At 68.8% G+C, this 21,060-nt stretch carries 20 protein-coding genes and 1 tRNA gene; 8 read left to right on the top strand and 13 right to left on the bottom strand.

Features of this window, described 5'->3' with window-relative positions:
* Nucleotides 1–38 precede the first annotated feature (38 nt).
* Genes ACAM57_RS31430 through ACAM57_RS31420 form a run of 3 tightly spaced genes read right to left on the bottom strand, consistent with a single transcriptional unit; the run spans nt 39 to nt 3,657 of the window.
* Nucleotides 39–1,586: a benzoate-CoA ligase family protein gene (locus ACAM57_RS31430; protein ID WP_369660147.1), complete on the bottom strand. Its 1,548-nt coding sequence runs from the start codon at nt 1,584–1,586 to the stop codon at nt 39–41.
* A 29-nt stretch (nt 1,587–1,615) separates the two neighbouring features.
* Nucleotides 1,616–3,166 (bottom strand): 3,4-dehydroadipyl-CoA semialdehyde dehydrogenase, encoded by a 1,551-nt coding sequence (locus ACAM57_RS31425; RefSeq protein WP_369660146.1) that lies wholly within the window; start codon nt 3,164–3,166, stop codon nt 1,616–1,618.
* Nucleotides 3,163–3,657 (bottom strand): DUF4863 family protein, encoded by a 495-nt coding sequence (locus ACAM57_RS31420; protein ID WP_369660145.1) that lies wholly within the window; start codon nt 3,655–3,657, stop codon nt 3,163–3,165. Before ACAM57_RS31420 ends, ACAM57_RS31425 begins: the two co-directional genes overlap by 4 nt.
* 163 nt (nt 3,658–3,820) lie before the next feature.
* On the opposite strand from ACAM57_RS31420, the gene ACAM57_RS31415 reads away from it, so the two are divergent.
* The 5 genes from ACAM57_RS31415 to ACAM57_RS31395 all read left to right on the top strand — a co-directional run bounded on the left by ACAM57_RS31415 (nt 3,821) and on the right by ACAM57_RS31395 (nt 10,102).
* Entirely contained in the window at nt 3,821–4,765 is a 945-nt protein-coding gene (locus ACAM57_RS31415) for a helix-turn-helix transcriptional regulator (protein ID WP_369660144.1), read from the top strand.
* Nucleotides 4,766–4,914: 149 nt separating this feature from the next.
* On the top strand, nt 4,915–6,591 hold the full coding sequence (gene boxC, locus ACAM57_RS31410) for a 2,3-epoxybenzoyl-CoA dihydrolase (RefSeq protein WP_184638971.1): 1,677 nt from the start codon (nt 4,915–4,917) through the stop codon (nt 6,589–6,591).
* Between the two features lie 184 nt (nt 6,592–6,775).
* Complete coding sequence (boxB, locus tag ACAM57_RS31405; RefSeq protein ID WP_126020605.1) at nt 6,776–8,203, top strand: benzoyl-CoA 2,3-epoxidase subunit BoxB; 1,428 nt, start codon at nt 6,776–6,778, stop codon at nt 8,201–8,203.
* Nucleotides 8,204–8,334: 131 nt separating this feature from the next.
* Nucleotides 8,335–9,621, top strand: a complete 1,287-nt coding sequence (gene boxA, locus ACAM57_RS31400; RefSeq protein ID WP_369660143.1) for a benzoyl-CoA 2,3-epoxidase subunit BoxA — start codon at nt 8,335–8,337, stop codon at nt 9,619–9,621.
* A gap of 10 nt (nt 9,622–9,631) precedes the next feature.
* Entirely contained in the window at nt 9,632–10,102 is a 471-nt protein-coding gene (locus ACAM57_RS31395; RefSeq protein WP_369660142.1) for a MaoC family dehydratase, read from the top strand.
* Nucleotides 10,103–10,157: 55 nt separating this feature from the next.
* Here ACAM57_RS31395 and ACAM57_RS31390 read toward each other — a convergent pair whose 3' ends face one another.
* From ACAM57_RS31390 to ACAM57_RS31380, 3 genes are all read right to left on the bottom strand, one after another.
* Nucleotides 10,158–10,613, bottom strand: coding sequence for an adhesin (locus ACAM57_RS31390; protein WP_184638963.1), 456 nt, complete (start codon nt 10,611–10,613; stop codon nt 10,158–10,160).
* Between the two features lie 187 nt (nt 10,614–10,800).
* Nucleotides 10,801–11,835 (bottom strand): alpha/beta hydrolase family protein, encoded by a 1,035-nt coding sequence (locus tag ACAM57_RS31385; RefSeq protein ID WP_369660141.1) that lies wholly within the window; start codon nt 11,833–11,835, stop codon nt 10,801–10,803.
* Between the two features lie 95 nt (nt 11,836–11,930).
* Nucleotides 11,931–13,088 (bottom strand): helix-turn-helix domain-containing protein, encoded by a 1,158-nt coding sequence (locus tag ACAM57_RS31380; protein WP_369660140.1) that lies wholly within the window; start codon nt 13,086–13,088, stop codon nt 11,931–11,933.
* Between the two features lie 96 nt (nt 13,089–13,184).
* On the opposite strand from ACAM57_RS31380, the gene ACAM57_RS31375 reads away from it, so the two are divergent.
* The 3 genes from ACAM57_RS31375 to ACAM57_RS31365 all read left to right on the top strand — a co-directional run bounded on the left by ACAM57_RS31375 (nt 13,185) and on the right by ACAM57_RS31365 (nt 14,709).
* Nucleotides 13,185–13,646, top strand: coding sequence for an Rrf2 family transcriptional regulator (locus ACAM57_RS31375; RefSeq protein ID WP_369660139.1), 462 nt, complete (start codon nt 13,185–13,187; stop codon nt 13,644–13,646).
* Nucleotides 13,636–14,541, top strand: coding sequence for an NAD(P)/FAD-dependent oxidoreductase (locus ACAM57_RS31370; RefSeq protein WP_369660138.1), 906 nt, complete (start codon nt 13,636–13,638; stop codon nt 14,539–14,541). The genes ACAM57_RS31375 and ACAM57_RS31370 overlap by 11 nt, the downstream gene beginning before the upstream one ends.
* Before the next feature lie 92 nt (nt 14,542–14,633).
* Nucleotides 14,634–14,709 (top strand) — tRNA-Gly (locus ACAM57_RS31365).
* 52 nt (nt 14,710–14,761) lie between these two features.
* Here ACAM57_RS31365 and fahA read toward each other — a convergent pair.
* From fahA to ACAM57_RS31330, 7 genes are read right to left on the bottom strand one after another with little or no spacing between them, the layout of a single operon-like run.
* Nucleotides 14,762–16,087, bottom strand: coding sequence for a fumarylacetoacetase (gene fahA, locus ACAM57_RS31360; RefSeq protein WP_369660137.1), 1,326 nt, complete (start codon nt 16,085–16,087; stop codon nt 14,762–14,764).
* A gap of 10 nt (nt 16,088–16,097) precedes the next feature.
* Nucleotides 16,098–16,904: a cyclase family protein gene (locus ACAM57_RS31355; RefSeq protein WP_369660136.1), complete on the bottom strand. Its 807-nt coding sequence runs from the start codon at nt 16,902–16,904 to the stop codon at nt 16,098–16,100.
* A gap of 44 nt (nt 16,905–16,948) precedes the next feature.
* Entirely contained in the window at nt 16,949–17,731 is a 783-nt protein-coding gene (locus ACAM57_RS31350) for an ABC transporter permease (RefSeq protein ID WP_369660135.1), read from the bottom strand.
* Nucleotides 17,728–18,498, bottom strand: coding sequence for an ABC transporter permease (locus ACAM57_RS31345; RefSeq protein ID WP_184638947.1), 771 nt, complete (start codon nt 18,496–18,498; stop codon nt 17,728–17,730). Before ACAM57_RS31345 ends, ACAM57_RS31350 begins: the two co-directional genes overlap by 4 nt.
* Nucleotides 18,491–19,348, bottom strand: a complete 858-nt coding sequence (locus tag ACAM57_RS31340) for an ABC transporter ATP-binding protein (RefSeq protein ID WP_369660134.1) — start codon at nt 19,346–19,348, stop codon at nt 18,491–18,493. The genes ACAM57_RS31345 and ACAM57_RS31340 overlap by 8 nt, the downstream gene beginning before the upstream one ends.
* Nucleotides 19,345–20,289: an ABC transporter substrate-binding protein gene (locus ACAM57_RS31335; protein ID WP_369660133.1), complete on the bottom strand. Its 945-nt coding sequence runs from the start codon at nt 20,287–20,289 to the stop codon at nt 19,345–19,347. The genes ACAM57_RS31340 and ACAM57_RS31335 overlap by 4 nt, the downstream gene beginning before the upstream one ends.
* Complete coding sequence (locus ACAM57_RS31330) at nt 20,286–21,029, bottom strand: TetR family transcriptional regulator (RefSeq protein ID WP_369660132.1); 744 nt, start codon at nt 21,027–21,029, stop codon at nt 20,286–20,288. Before ACAM57_RS31330 ends, ACAM57_RS31335 begins: the two co-directional genes overlap by 4 nt.
* Nucleotides 21,030–21,060 lie beyond the last annotated feature (31 nt).

Below are 21,060 nucleotides of genomic sequence, written 5' to 3'. Positions count from 1 at the left end.
GATGGGGGCAGGCTGCGCCTGCAAAGGCCGTGCCTGCATCACGCCTGCTTTTCCTTCTCGCGCAGCCGGAAGCGCTGGATCTTCCCCGTCGCCGTCTTGGGCAGTTCGCCCACGAATTCGAGAAAACGCGGGTACTTATAGGGCGCCAGGCGTTCCTTGACGAAGGCCTTGAGCTCGTCCTCGGTGGCAGCGCTCCCGTCCTTCAGCACCACGAAGGCCTTGGTCTTGGTCAGGCCGTCGGCGTCTTCCTTGCCGATCACCGCCGCCTCGAGCACGGCCGGGTGCTGCATCAGCGTGGCCTCGACCTCGAAGGGCGAGACGTAGATGCCGCTGACCTTGAGCATGTCGTCGCTGCGCCCGGCGTAGGTGAAATAGCCGTCGGCGTCGCGGGTGTACTTGTCGCCGCTCTTGGTCCAGCCGCCCTGGAAGGTCTCGCGCGACTTCTCGCGGTTGGCCCAGTACATCAGCGCCGAGCTCGGGCCGCGGATGTAGAGGTCGCCCACCTCGCCGTCGGGCACGGGGCGGCCGTCCTCGCCGCGCAGCTCGACCTCGTAGCCTTCCACCGGCCGGCCGGTGGTGCCGTAGCGCACGTCGCCGGGACGGTTGGAGATGAAGATGTGCAGCATCTCGGTCGAGCCGATGCCGTCGATGATCTCGCAGCCGAAGTGCTGCTTGAAGCGCTGCGCGATCTCGCCCGGCAGCGCCTCGCCGGCCGAGGAGCACATGCGCAGCGCCACCGCTTCGCGCGCGGGCAGCCTGGGCGAGGCGAGCATGCCCGCGAAGCCCGTGGGCGCGCCGAAGAACACGGTCGGTTTGTGTTCCACCCAGCGGCGGAAGGTGGCGTCGGGCGTGGGGCGCTCGGCCATCAGCACCACGGTGGCGCCCACCGAGAGCGGAAAGGTCAGCGCGTTGCCCAGGCCGTAGGCGAAGTACATCTTGGCGGCCGAGAAGCAGACGTCGTCCTCGGTCAGGCCGAGCACCGGCTTGCCGTAGAGCTCGGCCGTCCACCACAGGTTGGCGTGCGTGTGGACCGTGCCCTTCGGCTTGCCGGTGGAGCCGGAGGAATACAGCCAGAAGCCCGGGTCGTCGGAAGCCGTGGTCACTGGTGCCGCGAGCGGTTCGACGGCGGCGAGCGCGGCGTCGAATTCCTGTGCGCCTTCGGGCAGCGCGCCGGCGGGCTGCGACACGAAGAGCGCGCGCACCTCGTGCCCGCCGCGCGACATCGCCTCCTGCAGCGTGGGCAGCAGCGCGCCCGACACCAGCACCGCCTGCGCGCGGCTGTGGTCGAGCATGTAGGCGTAGTCGTCGGGCGTGAGCAGGGTGTTGACCGCCACCGGCACCGCGCCGGCATAGAGGCTGCCGAGGAAGCTCACGGGCCAGTCGTTGCCGTCGAGCATGAGCAGCAGCACGCGCTCTTCGCGCCGGATGCCGGCGGCCTGCAGCGCGGCGGCCAGGCGGCGCGAGCGCTCCTCGAGCTGGCCGTAGCTCAGCGTGCCGCGGTCGTCGATGTAGGCGGGGCGCGCGGCGCGTTCGCGGTTGAGGTCGAACAGGTGTCCGGCGAAGTTGAATCGTGGGGGCGGGGTCATGGTCTTGTCTCCTTCGGCCGTGTTCTTTTCTAGAGGCCGAGCGCGGCGATCACGCCAGGGCTCGCCTGCACCGCGGCGCGGCGGTGATAGAAGTCGAGCGCGCGCAGTCCGCCCAGCTCGGCGCCGCCGCCCGCGCGGCCGGGGCCGCCGTGCAGCGACATCGGCATCACGTTGCCGTGGCCGGTGTGGGCCTGCGCCACTTCGGGGCTGACGACGTGCACGCGGCCGTGGCTCGGGGCCACCGCTAGCGTGGCCTGCGCCAGTGCCGCGTCGTCGCTTCCATATATGGAGGTGACGAGCGAGCCCTGGCCGCGATGCGCCAGTGCGATGCCGTGCGCGAGGTCGCGGTAGGGCAGCAGCGTGGCGACGGGGCCGAACACTTCCACGTCGTGCACCTGCTGCGCTGCGTCGGCGTCGCGCGCGCCCAGCAGCACGGGGCCGATGCAGGCGGCAATGGCCGGGTCGGCGTCGACCAGGGGCTTGTCGCGGCCGTCGTGCAGCACGGTGGCCTGCGCGGACAGCGCCGCCAGGCCTTCGCGCACCGAACCGAGCTGCGCGCGGCTCACCAGCGAACCCATGCGCACGCTCTCGTTGCGCGGATTGCCGACAGTGATGCCCGCGAGCCTGGCGCCGATGGCCTCGGCCGCCGCGTCATAGAGCTCCGCCGGCACCAGGATGCGGCGGATGGCGGTGCACTTCTGGCCCGACTTCACCGTCATCTCGCGCACCACTTCGCGCACGAGCAGGTTGAAGGCGTCGCTGCCGGGCGCGGCGCCGGGCAGCAGCAGGGCGCTGTTGAGGCTGTCGGCCTCGATGTTCACGCGCACCGAGCGCTGCGCCACGGCCGGGTGCGAGCGGATCACCGCCGCCGTCTCGGCCGAGCCGGTGAAGGAGGCCACGTCGAAGGGCTGCAGCGCGTCCATCAGGCCGGCCGAGCTGCCGCACACGATGGAAAGCGCGCCGGCCGGCAGCACGCCCGCGTCGACCACGTCCTTCACCATGCGCTGCGTGAGCCAGGCGGTGGCGGTGGCGGGCTTCACGATCACCGGCACGCCGGAGAGCAGCGCGGGCGCGGCCTTCTCCCACAGGCCCCAGGAGGGGAAGTTGAATGCGTTGATGAAGAGCGCCACGCCCTGCGTCGGCACCTGCAGGTGCTGCGACTGGAACACCGGCTCCTTGTCGAGCTTCACCGCGTCGCCGTCGCGCAGCGCGCGCACGTCGCCGAGCGCATCGCCCCACTTGGCGTACTGGCCGAGCGTGAAGATCGCGCCGTCGATGTCCACGGCCGAGTCGTTCTTCACCGTGCCGGAGTTGGCGGTGGCGATCTCGTAATACGCATCGCGGTTGGCCTGCAGCACCTTCACCACGGCCGCAAGCAGCCCCGCGCGCTGGCGGTAGGTGAGGGCGCGCAGCGCGCTGCCGCCCTGTTCGCGTGCGAAGGCGAAGGCGGCCGGCAGGTCCAGGCCGGTGGCATCGACGCGCGCGAGCTCGGTGCCCAGTACCGGGTCGAAAAGAGGCGTGCCTGCGCCTGAACCGCTTTGCCAGCGGCCGGCGACGTAGTTGGGAAGAAGCTCGGTCATTGGGTGAACTTGATCTGCCCTTCAGGCAGGAGATACAGGACAAGCGCGCGGCCCTGGGCCACGGTCGGGCGATGCGCGGTGCCGGGGCCGTAGACGCACCAGCCCGCAGGCCGGCCGTCGAAGGTGGCGGCCGCGCCGTCGAGCGGCATGATCAGGTCGATCTCGCCGTTGGGATGGGTGTGGTGCGGACCGGCGATGTCCTGCATGTCGACCACGTCGACCGAGAAGCGGTGCAGCGCGTCTTCGGCCTTGAAGACGCGGCCGTACCTGATGCCGCCGCCCTCGCGCTCGCAGAGCCACCCTTCGGCGACGCCGCCGATGCAGGCCTGGCGCAGCTGCTCGAAGCTGGCGCTGCCGGCGCCGTGGTGGGTGTTGAGCCACCGGTCGAGTTCGCCGTCGAGCGGCTTGCCGGCGATCTGGGCGGTCAGGCCGGCGATCAGCTGGTGGAATGCTTCCTTGCCGGTGGCGGGAGTGCTGCTGCTGTCGGACATCGTGGGGCCTCGAACTTTGGAACTACCTTGCAGGATCACTGAGTGTGCAGTATCTTGCGTGTGGCCGAACAATAAGCATCGAGACAATGAGTGTCAAGCAATATAGTGCATCTATGGTGTTTACCCTGAGCGCGCACAATCCCGGCGAAGAACGAGGAATTGCATGAACGAGCATGTAGACGCGGCGCTGGCCGCCGCGCCTGAAAGCGGCAACGGCGCGCCAGGCCAGGCCGTCGCCGGGGAGGCGAAGAATCCGCTGCTGTCGGCGCTGGGCGACCGCGTGCGCAACCTGCGCGCGCAGCGCGGGCTCACGCGCAAGGCGGTGGCCGTCGCGGCCGACGTGTCGGAGCGCCATCTGGCCAATCTCGAATACGGTATCGGCAATGCATCGATCCTGGTGCTGCAACAGGTGGCTGGCGCGCTGCACTGCTCGCTGGCCGAGCTGGTGGGCGACGTGACCACCAGCTCGCCAGAGTGGCTGCTCATCCGGGAACTGCTCGAGAACCGCGGCGAGGCCGACCTGCGCCGCGTGCGCGTGGCCATCGGCGAGCTGCTGGGCACCGCCTCGGTCGACCCGGCGCGGCACCGGCGCATCGCGCTCGTGGGTCTGCGCGGCGCGGGCAAGTCGACGCTGGGGCAGATGCTGGCGGAAGACCTGGAAATCCCGTTCATCGAGCTCAGCCGCGAGATCGAAAAGCTCGCCGGCTGCAGCGTGCGCGAGATCCACGACCTGTACGGCACCAACGCCTACCGCCGCTACGAGCGCCGCGCGCTGGAAGAAGCGGTGCAGATCTACAGCGAGGTGGTGATCGCCACGCCCGGCGGCATCGTCTCCGACCCGGCCACCTTCAACGAGCTGCTCGCGCACTGCACCACCGTGTGGCTGCAGGCCGCGCCCGAGGAGCACATGGGCCGCGTGGCCGCGCAGGGCGACACCCGCCCGATGGCCGCCAGCAAGGAAGCGATGGAAGACCTGCGCCGCATCCTGAACGGCCGCGCCGCCTTCTATTCGAAGGCCGACCTGTCGGTGGACACCAGCGGCAAGACGCTCCCGCAGAGCTTCCAGGCCCTGCGTGCGGCCGTCCGCCAGTCCATGGGACTGGTCTAGGCGCCTTCCGGACTCCTGAAATCTGAAAAAAGTGCAGCAGGCATTGACTTGCCTGTGTGCATGCAGCATGATGCATGTCATCGGAGCAAGAAAGTGCATTATCTTTCCTGTTCACGGTTTCCGAACACTGCCCCACAGGAGACTTCCGCATGACCGACACCACCACGCTCCAGGCGCCCCAGCGCGTCGACTACCGCACCGAACCCGGCCAGTACCGCCACTGGTCGCTGAGCTTCGACGGCGCCATCGCGCGCCTCGTGCTCGACATCGCGGAAGACGGCGGCATCCGCCCCGGCTACAAGCTCAAGCTCAACAGCTACGACCTGGGCGTGGACGTGGAGCTGAACGACGCGCTCAACCGCGTGCGCTTCGAGCACCCCGAGGTGCGCAGCGTGATCGTCACCAGCGGCAAGGACCGCATCTTCTGCTCCGGCGCCAACATCTTCATGCTGGGCGTTTCCAGCCACGCCTGGAAGGTGAACTTCTGCAAGTTCACCAACGAGACGCGCAACGGCATCGAAGACTCGTCGAAACACTCGGGCCTGAAGTTCCTGGCGGCCGTCAACGGCGCCTGCGCGGGCGGCGGCTACGAACTGGCGCTGGCCTGCGACGAGATCCTGCTGGTGGACGACCGCTCTTCCGCCGTCTCGCTGCCCGAAGTGCCGCTGCTGGGCGTGCTGCCCGGCACCGGCGGCCTGACCCGCGTGACCGACAAGCGCCACGTGCGCCATGACCTCGCCGACATCTTCTGTACCAGCGTCGAAGGCGTGCGCGGCCAGCGCGCGGTCGACTGGCGCCTGGTCGACGCCGTGGCCAAGCCCGCGCAGTTCGCCGCCGCCGTGCAGGAGCGCGCTTCGCAGCTCGCCGCCGGCAGCGACCGCCCGGCCAACGGCAAGGGCGTGGCGCTGACCCGCCTGGAGCGCACCGACAGCGCCGACGGCATCTCGTACGCGAACGTCGACGTGCGGATCGACCGCAGCAAGCGCACCGCCACCATCACAGTGAAGGCGCCCACCGGCGCGCAGCCGTCGGACATCGCCGCCATCGAGGCAGCCGGCGCCGCATGGTGGCCGCTGGCGATGTGCCGCGAACTCGACGACGCCATCCTGAACCTGCGCACCAACGAACTCGACATCGGCACCTGGCTGCTCAAGACCGAGGGCGACGCTGCCGCCGTGCTCGCGTCGGACGCCGTGATGCTCGCCAACAAGGACCACTGGCTGGTGCGCGAGACCATCGGCGCGCTGCGCCGCACGCTGGCGCGCCTGGACGTGTCCTCGCGCAGCCTGTTCGCCCTGATCGAAGCCGGCTCGTGCTTCGCCGGCACGCTGGCCGAACTGGCCTTCGCGGCCGACCGCGCCTACATGCTCGCGCTGCCCGACGATGCCGAGCGCGCGCCCAGGCTCACGCTGGACGAGTTCAACTTCGGCTTCTTCCCGATGGTGAACGACCAGAGCCGCCTGCAGCGCCGCTTCTATGAAGAGGCCGCGCCGCTGGAAGCCGCTCGCGCCGCCGCCGGCAAGGCGCTCGATGCCGACGAGGCGCTGAAGCTGGGCCTGGTGACCGCCGCGCCCGACGACATCGACTGGGACGACGAAATCCGCATCGCCATCGAGGAACGCGCCGCGATGTCGCCCGACTCCCTGACCGGCCTGGAAGCCAACCTGCGCTTCGCGAGCAAGGAGAACATGGTCACCCGCATCTTCGGCCGCCTCTCGGCCTGGCAGAACTGGATCTTCAACCGCCCCAACGCCGTCGGCGAGAAGGGCGCGCTGAAGGTCTACGGCACCGGCCAGAAAGCCGGCTTCGATTTGAACCGGGTCTGAGGCAAATACAGGACCACAGGAAGAGACAAGAACAGCCGAACGCAGAAGGAAGACAAAAGCTACGCAGAAGCCGCAGAAGAAGAATCACGAGAACCTTCCCTGGTTTTTCTTCTGCGGCTTCTGCGAAACCTTCGCGACTTCTGCGTTCGGTCCCGAGTTTGTGTGTATTCGGAAGGAACCCCCCATGAGCACGATCAACTACAGCGAGAAGATCCCCAACAACGTCAACCTCGGCGAAGACCGCACGCTGCAGCGCGCGCTCGAAGGCTGGCAGCCCAACTTCATCAACTGGTGGGACGACGTGGGCCCCGAGGGCTCCACCAACCACGAGGTGTACCTGCGCACGGCGGTGAGCGTCGATCCGCAGGGCTGGGCGCAGTTCGGCCACGTGAAGATGCGCGACTACCGCTGGGGCATCTTCCTGAACCCGGGCGACGCCAACCGCGAGATCCACTTCGGCGACCACAAGGGCGAGAAGGCCTGGCAGGACGTGCCCGGCGAGCACCGTGCCAACCTGCGCCGCATCATCGTGACGCAGGGCGACACCGAGCCCGCGTCGGTGGAGCAGCAGCGCCACCTGGGCCTCACCGCGCCCAGCATGTACGACCTGCGCAATCTGTTCCAGATCAACGTGGAAGAGGGCCGCCACCTGTGGGCCATGGTCTACCTGCTGCACAAGCACTTCGGCCGCGATGGCCGCGAGGAAGCCGAGGCGCTGCTGCAGCGCACCTCGGGCGACGAGAACAACCCGCGCATCCTGGGCGCCTTCAACGAGCGCACGCCCGACTGGCTCGCGTTCTTCATGTTCACGTACTTCACCGACCGCGACGGCAAGTTCCAGCTGTCGGCGCTGGCCGAGAGCGCCTTCGACCCGCTGGCGCGCACCACGAAGTTCATGCTGACCGAGGAAGCGCACCACATGTTCGTGGGCGAGAGCGGCGTGTCGCGCGTCATCGCACGCACCGCGCAGGTCATGAACGAGCTGAAGACCGATGACCCGCAGAAGGTGCGCGCGGCCGGCTGCATCGACCTGGGCACCATCCAGCGCTACCTGAACTTCCACTACAGCGTGACCATCGACCTGTTCGGCGCCGACCAGTCGAGCAACGCCGCCATCTTCTACAGCTCGGGCCTGAAGGGCCGCTACGAAGAAGGCAAACGCACCGACGACCACGTGCTCAAGGGCCAGACCTACAAGGTGCTCGAGGTGAAGGACGGCCAGCTCGTCGAGAAGGAAGTGCCGATGCTCAACGCGCTGAACGAAGTGCTGCGCGACGACTTCATCAAGGACTCGGTGGCCGGCGTGGGCCGCTGGAACAAGGTGCTGGAAAAAGCCGGCATCCCGACACGCCTGGTGGTGCCGCACAAGGCCTTCAACCGACAGATCGGCGCGCTCGCCGGCATCAAGATGTCGCCGGAAGGCCGCGTGGTGAACGACGTGGAATGGGCCGCCAAGCGCGACGAGTGGTTGCCCAGTGCCGAAGACTTCGCTTTCGTGGCATCGTTGATGGGCCGCGTGGTGGAGCCGGGCAAGTTCGCCGGCTGGATCTCGCCGCCGGTGATGGGCATCAACCGCCAGCCGGTGGATTTCGAGTACGTGCGGTTCGGTTGATCTGCAATTGGGGTATGACTCCCTCTCCCCTCGGGGAGAGGGCGGGGGTGAGGGAGGCAGCGTCCCCACGACAAGCTGCTGCCCCCTCACCCTGACCCTCTCCCCAAGGGGAGAGGGAAAGGAGAAAGAACATGGACATGGCCGTCGAAGCCGGAGTCATCAAGCAGCACCTGATCGACCCCGAGATCTGCATCCGCTGCAACACCTGCGAGGCCACCTGCCCGGTCAACGCGATCACGCACGACGACAACAACTACGTCGTGCGCGCCGACGTCTGCAATGGCTGCATGGCCTGCATCTCGCCGTGCCCCACGGGCTCGATCGACAACTGGCGCACCATGCCGCTGGTGCGCGCGTACTCCATCGAGGAGCAGTTCACCTGGGAATCGCTGCCCGCCGAACTCTCGCCCGAGGAGCTCGAAGCGGCCGGCGTGTCGGCGGGCGCGGAAGCCGCGCCTCCCGCCCAGACGCAGGCACAAGCGCAAACCCAGGCCGCGGTCGAAACGCTCGAGCCGGCCTTCAACTCCGCGCAGTACGGCGCCACCGTGCCGCCCTGGTCGGCCGCGCACGCCTACACCAACCTCTTTCCGCCGAAGACGCCGACCACCGCCACCGTGGTGGGCAACTACAACTGCACCGAGGCTGGCTTCGACAGCGAGACGCACCACATCGTGCTCGACTTCGGCGCGCTGCCGTTCCCGGTGCTCGAGGGCCAGTCGATTGGCATCGTGCCGCCCGGCACCGACGCCATGGGCAAGCGCCACCATGCGCGCCAGTACTCGGTGGCCAGCCCCCGCAATGGCGAGCGCCCCGGCTACAACAATGTCTCGCTTACCGTGAAGCGTGTGACCGAGGACCACGACGGCACGCCCGTGCGCGGCGTGTGCTCCAACTACGTGTGCGACCTGAAGGTGGGCGACACGGTGCAGGTGGTGGGGCCCTTCGGCGCCTCGTTCCTGATGCCGAACCATCCGAAGTCGCACATCGTGATGATCTGCACCGGCACCGGCAGTGCCCCGATGCGCGCCATGACCGAGTGGCGCCGCCGCCTGCGCAAGAGCGGCAAGTTCGAAGGCGGCAAGCTGATGCTGTTCTTCGGCGCGCGCACGCAGCAGGAGCTGCCGTACTTCGGCCCTCTGCAGTCGCTGCCCAAGGACTTCATCGACATCAACCTCGCGTTCTCGCGCACGCCGGGGCAACCCAAGCGCTACGTGCAGGACCTGATGCGCGAGCGCGCCGCCGACCTGGCCGCGCTGCTGAAGGACGGGGCCAGCCACTTCTACGTGTGCGGCCTGAAAAGCATGGAAGAAGGCGTGGTGCTCGCGCTGCGCGACGTGGCGAAGGAAGCCGGACTCGACTGGGACACGGTGGGCGCGGCGCTCAAGCGCGAAGGCCGCCTGCACCTCGAGACCTACTGAGCCCCGGCGGATGAAGTTCGCCGACTTCCACGCGGGCCAGGTCATCGAGGCCGGGCCCTATGTGCTCACAGAGGCCGAGCTTCTGCAGTTCGCGCGGGCCTACGACCCGCAGTGGTTCCACACCGATGCGCAAGCGGCGGCCGAGAGCCCTTTCGGCGGGCTCATCGCAAGCGGCTGGCATACCTGCTCCATCGCGATGCGGCTGGTGGTGGAGGCAGCGCTGGCCGGTTCCGAATCTTTCGCATCGCCGGGGCTGGAGCATGTGCGCTGGCCCAACCCGGTCCGCCCGGGCGACGCGCTGCGGCTGGTGGCCGACGTGATCGAGGTGCGCCGCTCAGAGAAGCGTCCGACGCTGGGCATCCTGCGCTGGCGCTGGCGGCTCTTCAACCAGCGCGAGCTGATGGTGCTCGATGCCGAGGTCACGAGCCTGTTCAAGCTCAAGCCGGCCGACCAGGCGACGGAATCAGGCGACAGAACGTGAAAAGGCCCGCGGCGCTCCGGCGCCGCGGGCCTTTGTCATCGGGCTGCTGCCGTCGTTACTTCTTGATGTCGACAGCGCCCGAACCCTGGGCCTTGCCGTGAGCCTTCGCGCCTACCGCAGGTGCCTTCACCGCGCCGCCGGCCGAGCCGACAGCCCCTGTCGCGCCTTCGAGCGTACCGCCCACCGTGTTGGTCACGCCGCCCACGGCGTTCGTCGCTCCGCCGACCGCGTTCGTGGCGCCGCCCAGAACGCCGCCGACAGCATTGCCGGCCGCGCCCGTGGCGCCGCTCGCCGCGCCGCCGGCATTGGTGTTCGCGCCGGCACCGGCGTTGGCGCCGGTTGCCGCACCCGCACCGCCGCGTGTGCCTGCGGTGGAGCCCGAGGCATTCACGTCGGCATTGACCCCTACGCCCACCCCGACGCCTTGCGCCTGGGCGACGCCGCCGATGGCCAGCATGCCTGCGAGCAGGGTGCCGAGGACGATGCGCTTGTGTTGATGCTGTTGCTTCATGGGTGACTGTTCCTTTCGTTGCATGGTCACGGTTTCATGGACCGATCGGGTTCGATCGATCCGGGTGCAACCATGGCTGTGCCGCGATCTGTCGCCATGTGCGCCGCTTTCGCCCGCTCGCGTGGGAATCGGCCGTCGGCGAAATCGGGGGCTCGTGCGTTAGGCCCCCGGATCGACGTTCGGCCCATCAAGGCAACAGATGCTTACGGAAGAAAGCCGTTGTCTTCGTGTTCACATCCGGCAACACGTTCTGGCGGTCGAAGCCCGGTGGGTCGTCGAGCATGTCGCCGATCAGCCCGCTCAGCTCCGGCGGGGGTGGCGAGAGCAGCGCGCCGTGGCCGCCGGTGGGCATGTCGGCGATCAGCTCGCAGCGCGGCAGGCAGGCCGCGAGCACGCGGTCGCTGTGAAAGCGCGGGATCAGCCAGCGGTCCTGCCGGGCGGTGATGAGGCCCAGCGGCACGCGCGGATCGGCCAGCGAGGCCATGTCGAAATCGGCCGAGGAAGGCACGCCCGCCACGATGGCCGCGATTCGTGGATCGGTGTGCTCGCGCGGCGCGGCGTCGTCGCCGAAGCGGTGGCGTATGACGAAGAGCGCCGCCCATTTCCTGATGCCGTCGAGCGGGCCACCGGTCAGCCGCGTGATGAGGCCGACGCAGGACTGGAAGTCGTCCACCAGGTTCGCCTCGCAATGCCGCGCGAAGGCGGCCGGCGACCAGCGCCCGCCGGCCAGGCTCAGGGCCGTGTGGCCGCCCGCCGACATGCCGTACGTCCCGACCTTGTCGAGCCGCAGCATCGGCGCGAAGCGCGGGTCGCGTGCCACCGCGTCGATGGCGCGCGAAACCTCGGCTGGGCGCATCGTCCAGCTGTCGGGGCCGGGGTCACTGTCGTCCTTGTAGTTGTCGGCCTTGTGCTCGGGCATGGCGACGACGAAGCCGGCCTCGACCAGGCTGCGCGCGATGTCCGCATGCACCCACGGCGCACCGCCCGAGCCGTGAGAGACGATCACCAGCCGGCCATTGCCGGGCACTGGCGCGCCTTGCACGGCCAAGTCGAGCGTGAAGCGGGCGCGCTGGGTCGGTCGGGCTGCGTCGGCCGAGGGATAGAACACCGTGACCGGGCCGTCGCCGGGCGCGGCGGGAAGCTCCGCCATGCCCATCGAGGCCCGCGTCCAACCGCAGAAAAACGCGAGAAACAGGAAGAAGAGAGAAGAAGAACGTCGCATCGTTGGTTCCTTGCCTTTGGAAGCCCCACACGATGCCGGGGCGCTGCTGCCCGGTCTTGCCGAAAGCCGCGAGCGCCAGTTTTCGGCCAGAGATTTCAGGATTCGGCCAGCTTCTTCCTGCGGAATTCGGTGGGCGTGAGGCCCGTGGCGGCCTTGAAGGCGCGGTTGAACGGGCCGATGGACTGGAAGCCCGCTGTCAGAGCGATCGTCAGCACCGGCAGCTCGCGTTTCGAGGAATCGGCCAGCGCCGCCATTGCGTCGGCCAGCCGGAAGCCGTTGACGTAGGCGTTGAAATTCCGATGGCCCAGCCGCTGGTTGATGAGACGGCGCAAGCGGTACTCGGGCACCGAGAGCCGGGCGGCAAGGGCGGCGATGCTCAGGTCTTCGCTGCGGTAGGCGTGCTCGACCGCCATGGCGTGGTGGAGGGAATCGGCGAGGCGGTCTTCGGCGGGGTCGGAGGCTGGCCCGGGTTCCGGTTCAGGGGGCGGGGGATCGGCCGGTGCTTCGACGGGAGGTTGCGGTGCCGGCAGTGGGGGCAGCGGGTCCGGCATCAACAGCGGGATCGCGGCCGGCGCCTGCGCCGCCGGAAAGAGCTCAGACCCCGCCAGCCGGACCATCCGCCACGCCACCACCGCCACGATCAGCAGCAGCATCGCCACGTCGGCCGTGGCGGAAGGGCCCGAGAGCTGTCCGCGCGGCGAGGCCAGCCGCACGGCCAGCATCCCGAGGCTGTAGCCGACGCCCGCCACCACGATGAACACGCGCAGCCGGCGCCGGCCTTCCACCAGGTCCGCGCGCCATTGCGAAGCCGCCGCCATCGCGGCCAGCACCGCGAACAACAGCGGCACGGCGCGCTGGATACCCATGATGACCGGCGCGAGCACCGAGGCGCTGCCCGCGACGATCGCGCAGTTGAGCGCCGCCAGCGCCGCCACGGCCAGCCATGAGGCGACGTGCACCGGCCGCAGGGCGAAGTCGTCGTCGAACAGCGCCCGGACGAACACCCAGAACAGCACCGCGTTGCCGACGGAGACCGCGACGAAGGGCGCCTGCCATGTGCGCGGCACGGAGGCTTCGAACATCGGCGCGGAGCCGACGACCTGGATGCACAGCCCCAGCGCGAGCAACACGCCCGCGCGCGCCGCCGGCAGGCGAGGGCGGTCGCGGCCGAGGATCAGCGCGAGCACGAGCAGCAGGGCCAGCAGCACGCCGCGCAGGGCGGCGTCGAGCAGGGTGATCGGGGCGGGTGTCATGGCAGGGGGCAGTGCAGCCGGGCAGATTCTCGCCGCCCGGGGCGATGCAAGACCCTTTCGCCCGTCATGGCAAACACACGCAACTCATAATGTTGCATGAAACGCGACAGCAAGCTCTCCGCCGTCCTCCACGTGCTGCTGCACATGGCCGAGATGAAGACGCCCGTCACCTCCGAGTCGCTCGCGGTTGCGATGCAGACCAACCCGGTGGTCGTGCGCCGACTCATGGCCGGCCTGCGGCAGGCGGGGTTCGTGAGTTCGGCCAAGGGCCATGGCGGCGGGTGGATGCTGTCGTGCACCTTGTCGGCGGTGACGCTGGGCGACGTCCACAACGCGGTGGGCGCGCCCGCGCTGCTGGCCATGGGCAACCGCACCGAGAGCCCGGGGTGCATCGTCGAGCAGGCGGTGAACGCGGCGCTCGACGGCGTCTGCGACGAGGCCGAGGCGCTGCTGCTCAGGCGCTTCAACAGCATCACGCTGGCCGATCTTTCCAGGGACTTCCATCGCCGCATGACAGGCGGCGGCTTCACATCGAAGGACATCGAACATGCGTCATGACGCTCTGATCGTGGGCGGCAGCTTTGCCGGCCTTTCCGCTGCCATGCAGCTTGCCCGGGCGCGGCGCAAGGTCTGCGTCGTCGACACCGGCGCGCCGCGCAACCGCTTCGCGGCCGCGTCGCACGGCTTCTTCGGGCAGGACGGCGTGCCGCCCCTGAAGATGATTGCGGATGCGCGCGAGAAGCTGCTTGCGTATCCCAGCGTCGAGTTCGTCGAGGCGGCCGTGGTGGATGCGGGTGCCGAGGAGGCAGGTGGATTCACCGTATCGCTGAGCAACGGCGAGCGCCGCTCGGCCGGCAAGCTGCTGCTGGCCTATGGCGTGCAGGACGGCCTGCCGGAGATTTCCGGCATCGGCGAACGCTGGGGCTCGAGCGTGCTGCACTGTCCCTATTGCCACGGCTACGAGTTCAGCGAGCGCCAGCTGGGCGTGCTCTATCACCACGGCGCGCAGCCGCCGGATCATGCGCTGCTGATCGCCGAATGGGGCCCGACCACGCTCTTCCTGCATGGCGGCGAAGGGCCCGATGCCGAGGCGCGCGCGAAGCTGCAGGCGCGTGGCGTGATCATCGAACCCGGGCGCATCGCCGGCCTTGAAGGCGAGGGGCAAGAATTGACCGGTGCGCGCATCGGTGACGGCAGGCTGGTGCCCATCGAGGCGCTCTACGTGGCGCCGCGCACGCGGCCCGCGAGTCCGCTGGCCGAGCGGCTGGGCTGCGCCTTCGACGACGGCCCGCTCGGCAAGGTGCTGCGCGTCGACGCGATGAAGATGACGACCGTGCCCGGCGTCTACGGCGCGGGCGATCTGGCGATGATGTTCTCCAACGCCACGATGGCATCGGCGGACGGGCTGATGGCGGGCGTGTCGATGCACCGCTCGATGGTGTTCGACGCCTGAAATCACTCCGGCAAGGGAAAAAGGGGAAAAAAGAACTTTTTTCTGGGATCCAGGCAAATCCGTCAAAGATCGCTATATAATCTGAGGCTCACGCGGGAATAGCTCAGTTGGTAGAGCGCAACCTTGCCAAGGTTGAGGTCGAGAGTTCGAGACTCTTTTCCCGCTCCAGATCGCAGAAAAGGCCACCTCATCAGGTGGCCTTTTTCTTTGGCGCTTCAGCTCAGCCTTTTGCCGCCAACACCATCCCCCGGCTCTCCCCGAACCCGATGCGCGCATGCCCCGGCTTCTCGCACCAGCCGCGCAGCAGCACCGCGTCGCCGTCTTCCAGGAAGCCGCGCTGTTCGCCGTTGGCCAGCTTCACCGGGCTTTGCCCAGCGCGCGTCAACTCGATGATCGCGCCGGCCTCGCCTTCGCCGGGACCGGAGATCGTGCCGCTGCCGAACAGGTCGCCGGGGTTCAGGCTGCAGCCGCCCATGGTGTGGTGCGCCACCATCTGGGCGACGGTCCAGTACTGATGCCTGAAGCTGGTGGAGGACAGGCGCGAGGGCCCGGTCTTATCCCTGCGTGCCTTTTCGCTTTCGAGCCACACCTCCAGCCGGATGTCGAGCGCGCCGCTCTCGCGGTTCGTCGCGTGCTCCAGGTAGGCCAGCGGCTGGGGCTCGTTCGACGGGCGGGTCCATGCCTGGCGGTAGGGCGCGAGCGCTTCCATGGTCACGATCCACGGCGAAATGGTGGTGGCGAAGTTCTTTGCGAGGAAGGGCCCGAGCGGCGCCATTTCCCAGAACTGGATGTCGCGCGCCGACCAGTCGTTGAGCAGGCAGATGCCGAAGATGTGTTCGTCCGCGTGTTCGAGCGCAATCGCGTCGCCCTGTGCGTTGCCCTTGCCGATCCACACGCCGAGTTCCAGTTCGTAGTCGAGCCGCGCGCATGCCTGATAGGTGGGCGCTTTCGCGCCGGGCGCCATCGCCTGCCCCATCGGCCGATGGAAGCGCTGGCCGCTCACGCCGATGGTCGACACGCGCCCGTGGTACGCGATCGGAATCCATCGGAAGTTGGGCGTCACATCGCCGTCCGGGTTCATCAGGCGGCTGATGTTCAGCGCGTGGTCGATCGAGGTGTAGAAGTCGGTGTAGTCGCCGATGCGCGCGGGCACGGTGTATTCGGCCTCGGCCTGCGGCACGAGGCATTCGCGCACGGCCTGCACTGCGGCGATGGGCGCGTCGTTCTTCAGCAGATCGAAGAGCGCGTGGCGCAGCGCCTTCCATGCGGCGTTGCCGAGCGCGAAGAAGTCGTTGAGCGCCGGCAGTGCGGCCGCCTTCGCAGCGTCGAGCGCGAGGCCGTCGAGCTGCTGCTTGGTGACGAGCGCGGCCAGGTCCAGCACCTGGTCGCCGATCGCGACGCCGCCGCGAAATGCCTCCGCGCTGCCGGCACGGCGGAACACCGCATGCGGCAGGTTCTGGATCGGAAAGTCGCTGTCCGTCGCATTGGCCGATTCGACCCAGCTGCGCGCGTGAACGTCGTGCGTGTGGTTGAGTGCAATGCTCATGAGCCGTGCCTCATGCCGACGCCATCAGCGCGTCGTCGAAGATGGCGACCGCGCGCGTCCATCCGGCCGAAGCGCCGCGGATCTTGTGTGGAAAGCAGCTGATGTAGAAGCCCGTGGGCGGCAGCGCCTCCAGGTTGTGCAGCTTCTCGATGTGGCAGTAGCCGATGTCGCGGCCGGCCTTGTGGCCTTCCCAGATCAGCGAGGCGTCCTGCGTCTCGCCGTACTTCTTCGCGGTGTGCACGAAGGGTGCGTCCCAGCTCCATGCGTCGGTTCCCGTGAGGCGAACGCCGCGCTCCAGCAGGTACATCGTCGCCTCGTAGCCCATGCCGGCGCCGGCCGACACGTAGTCGGGGTGGCCGTAGCGCGAGCCCGCGCGGGTGTTGACCACCACGATCTCCAGCGGGCTCAGCGTGTGGCCGATGCGCTTGAGCTCGGCCTCGACGTCGGCGGCCGTCACCACGTAGCCGTCGGCGAAGTGGCGGAAGTCGAGCTTCACGCCGGGCTGGAAGCACCACTCGAGCGGCACGTCGTGGATCGCGATGGCGGGCTTCTTCTCGCCCAGCGCCTTGTCCATGGTCGAGTGGAAGTGATAGGGCGCGTCGAGGTGCGTGCCGTTGTGCGTCGACAGCTGCACCAGCTCCACGGCCCAGCCTTCGCCGTCGGGCAGGTCTTCCTTTTTCAGGCCGGGAAAGAAGGGCTCGATCTGCTCGTAGGTCTGCTCGTGCGTGAAGTACTGGATCTTCGGCGCGAAGGCCGGTGGGTCGGAGAGCACATCGTTCTCGAGAAAGATCGAGAGATCGACGAATTTGCGTGGCATGGGAACTCCTTGTGGGGTGTACGTGTTGGAAGAAGACGAAGGAATCAGGGGCGCTGCCAGCGCAGCAGGCGCTGTTCCGCGAAGGCCAGCAGCGCATTGCTCACGAAGCCGATGAGGCCGAGCAGCACGATGCCGGCGAACAGGTCGCTTGCACGGAAGGCGCGCGCGGCCAGCAGGATGGCCTGGCCCAGGCCGCTTTGCGAGGCGATCATCTCGCCCACCACCGCGACGATCAGCGCGATGGTCAGCGCCAGCCGCATGCCGGCCAGGATGTCGGGCATCGCGTTGGGAAGGCCCATCTTCCAGATGTACGCCGCGCGCGACATCTGCAGGCAGCGCGCCACCTCCGAAAGGCGTGGCTCCACGGCCGCGAAGCCGTGCACCGTGGCCAGCAGCACCGGCCACATCGCGCCGAAAGCCACCACGAAGAGCACCATGCCGGGGTTCAGCCCGAAGATGGAGATGGCCAGCGGCAGCAGCGCGGAGGCGGGCAGGGGGCGGATGAATTCGAGCGTCGGCTGCACCCATGCGCGCACCTGGGGCGACACGCCGATGGCCGCGCCCAGCAGCACGCCGAAGAGCGAGGCGAGCAGCCAGCCTTCGATCATCCGGCCCACCGTGGCGCGCGTGAAGCCGAGCAGCTCGCCGCCATCGCCGCTTCCCGAGAGATTCAGTCCTTCGAGCAGGCTCGCGAAGGTGGCCTGCGGCGTCGGCAGGAACACGCGGCTCACCCAGCCGGCATTGCTCGCGACCCACCACAGCGCGACCAGCGCCAGCAGCACGCCCAGTGAGCCGAACCTGTACAGGCCGATGCGGTTGTCGTTCATGACGGCACTCCCATGCGCCGCGACACCGCGCGCTGCAGCATCAGCATGCCTGCGTTGACCGCGAAGCCCACGACGCCGATCCAGCCCAGCCAGGCGAGCATCAGCGCGGGGTCGAAGCTCTGCTGCGCGATCATCATCGCGTAGCCCATGCCGTTGGGGTTGGCCGCGATCTCCACCGTCACGGCCACCACCAGCGCCACCGCCACGCCGAGGCGCAATGCGACGAACAGGCGCGGCACGATGGCCGGCAGCACGATCTTGAACGCGCGCTCGCGCGCCGAAAGCCCCAGCACGCGGCTGACCTCGAGCAGCCGCGGCTCGACCTGCTGCACCGCCGCCTGCACCAGCACCAGCAGCGGCCAGAAGGTGGCGAAGGCGACGATGGCCAGTTCCATGCGCACGCCGAAGCCGAAGCCCAGCATCGCGAGCGGAATCAGGGCGACGGATGGCACGGGCCGCAGCACTTCGATGGAGACGGAGCCCAACTGAGCCGCGCGGCGCGAGAGCCCGAGCGCCACGCCCAGCGCGATGCCGAGCACCGCGCCCAGCAGCAGCCCGAGCGCGGCGGTGCCGAGCGTGAAGCCGGTGGCCGTCCAGAGCGAGCCGTCCATCGCGGCGCCCACGAAAGCCTTCGCCGCGGCGCTGGGCGGCGCGAGCGCATCGCTGCCGAGGGCTGCCGCTCGTCGCGCGTACCACTCGAAGGCGCCGATCAGCACGACGGGAAACACCCACGGCCGCAGCCAGCGGTAGAGGCGGCCGTCAGTCATGGCCCTGCTCGATGAAGGCGAAGAGTTCGCGGCGCAGATGCAGGTATTCCGGATGCTCCTTGGTCGAGAGCTGGTCACGCGGGCGCGGGATCTTCACGTCGATCATCCGCGCGAGGCTGGGCCGGCCCGGCCCCGGGTTGGCCTGCAGCGCGATCACTCGGTCGCCGAGGTAGATGGCTTCTTCGAGATCGTGCGTGACGAAGAGGACGGTGAGCCCGTCCTCGCGCACCAGCCGCGCGAGCTCGTCCTGCAGGCTCTGGCGGGTGAGCGCGTCCAGCGCGCCGAAGGGCTCGTCCATCATCATCAGCTCGGGCTTCTGCGCGAGGCAGCGGGCGATTTGCGCGCGCTGCTGCATGCCGCCCGACAGCTGCACCGGGAACTTGTGCGCATGCTTCGCGAGGCCGACCTTGCCGAGCACGTCGGCGATGCGTGGCGCGCGCTGCGCGGCGGGCACGCCGGCCGCTTCCAGCGCCAGGCTCACGTTGCCCTCGACCGTGCGCCAGGGCAGCAGGGCGCGTCCGTAGTCCTGGAACACGAAGGCCACTTCGCGCGAGGGCTCGGTCATCTTCACGCCGTTGCGCCGCACCTCGCCTGCGCTGGCCGTGACCAGCCCGCTGGCTGCGCGCAGCAGCGTGGTCTTGCCGCAGCCGCTGGGGCCGACGATGCAGACGAACTCGCCGCGCGCCACGTCGAACGAGGTGGGCGAAAGAATCTCGCGCCCGCCGAGGCGGATGGTCACGCCGTCGAAGCGCAGGAAGGGTGTGGCCTGCGTCGCGGTGCCGGCCGGTGCGCGAAAGGTGCCCGCCTGCAATGCGGCACGCGCGGTGACTGGGGCGGGTGCTGCGATCACTTCGCCACCAGCTTCGCCACGTCGATGTTCGTCTTGAGCATCTCCTGCTCCTTCATCAGCCCGGTCCAGTAGGACAGTTGTTTGTCCGTCACCACGGGGCCGGGCGGCGAGACCTGCACCTTGGCGAGCACGTCGGGCGGCAGCTTGATGTACTTGCCGATGGATGCGCGCACCTTGGCGTCGTTCTTCGGCTGCTGCATGAACGTGGCGGCTTCCACCAGCGCCTCGCGGAAGGCGCGCGCCGCCGCCGGATTCTTCGCCACCCACTCGCGCTTGGCCGCGTGCACGATGGTCTGGTTGTTCTCGGGCAGGAAGGTCGAGTAGTACGAGGCCACGTAGCCCGCGCCGCTCTCGGTGATGCGGCTCATGAACGGGTCGGCCGACACCACCGCGTCGACCGAGCCGCCGCGCAGCAGGTCGGCATGCTGCGGGAACGCGGCTTCGACGAAGTTGACCTTGCGGTAGTCCACGCCGCTGTCCTTCAGCCATGCGCGGAAGGTCACGTGCAGGAAGGCGCCCAGGCCCGGCACGCCGATCTTCTTGCCCACGCAGTCCTGCGCGCTCTTGATGCCCGAGCCCGCACGCGCCACCAGCCCGAAGCCGGTGATGGTCTTGGACGTGAGGCCGCCGCCGGCCACCAGCATCAGGTCGAGCCCGCCGTCCACCGCCTGCAGGAACACCGAGGGCGTGGGGCCGCCGACCTGCAGCGAATCGGACTGCAGCGCGGCCGGAATCGTCGAGTTCAGCGGGATGAACTTGAGCTCCACGTCGAGGCCGCGCTTCTTGAAGTAGCCCTCCTCGGCGGCCACGAACACCGATGCGAAGTCGGTCACGGCCGTGTAGCCGAACACGATCTTCGTGGTGGACTGGGCGCGCGAAGGCAGCGCCGCGGCAGCCGACGCCGCGGCGAGTGCCGACAGCAGGGTGCGTCGTTTCATCATGTCTTCTGTCTCCTGGGAGTGGTTTTCTTGCGTGGGGTCTTGGGCCGCGGCAGGGCAGCGCGCAGGCCGCCGACGATGAAGCTCACCAGCATCGGTGCCACGGCCGGGTCGGCGCGCGTGTTCTCGCCGCGCGAGAGCCGTTCGATGCGGCTGTCGTTCAGGTGGTGCAGCAGCGAGCCCAGCGCGAACTGGTAGCCCCAGGCGGCCTGGCTGCGCGTGGCGTGCGGCATCGCGAGATGCAGCGCGTCGATGTAGGCCTCGGCCAGCGGATCGAAGTAGGCACGCAGCACGCGGTCGGCTTCCTCTGTGGCGTGATAGAGCTCGCGCGCCACCAGCAGTGCGTAGTACTCGCCCTCGGCGCTCGCGCGCAGCGCCAGCACGGGCGCGGTGAAGGCGTCGATGATGCGCGGCAGCGTGCGCGCGTCGTCGGGGTCGATGTCGACCGCGGCCAGGCCGGCCAGCCGCGCCTCGATGGAATGGCCCCAGTGCTCGAAGATCGCGTGGAAGAGCTCGTGCTTCTGCCCGTAGTAGTAGCCCACCAGCGCCAGCGGCACGCCGGCCTCCTCGGCGATCTGGCGGATCGTCACCACGTGGTAGCCGTGCTGCGAAAAAAGCTTCTCCGCCGCCAGCAGGATCGCCTGCTTGCGGTCGGGCCGCGCAGTCTCGATGGCGACTGCGGCCGCGGCCTGTGCCGGGGCGCGCGAGACCTGGCGCTTTGCGGTGGGTGTGCGGGTACTCATCGGGGCCGTATTGAACGCTTGTACAAAAACA

Source organism: Variovorax sp. V15 (assembly GCF_041154425.1).
Taxonomy (GTDB): Bacteria; Pseudomonadota; Gammaproteobacteria; order Burkholderiales; family Burkholderiaceae_C; genus Variovorax; species Variovorax guangxiensis.
Note: the sequence above shows the minus strand (reverse complement) of the source record. Positions and strands in the feature narration are given on the sequence as shown.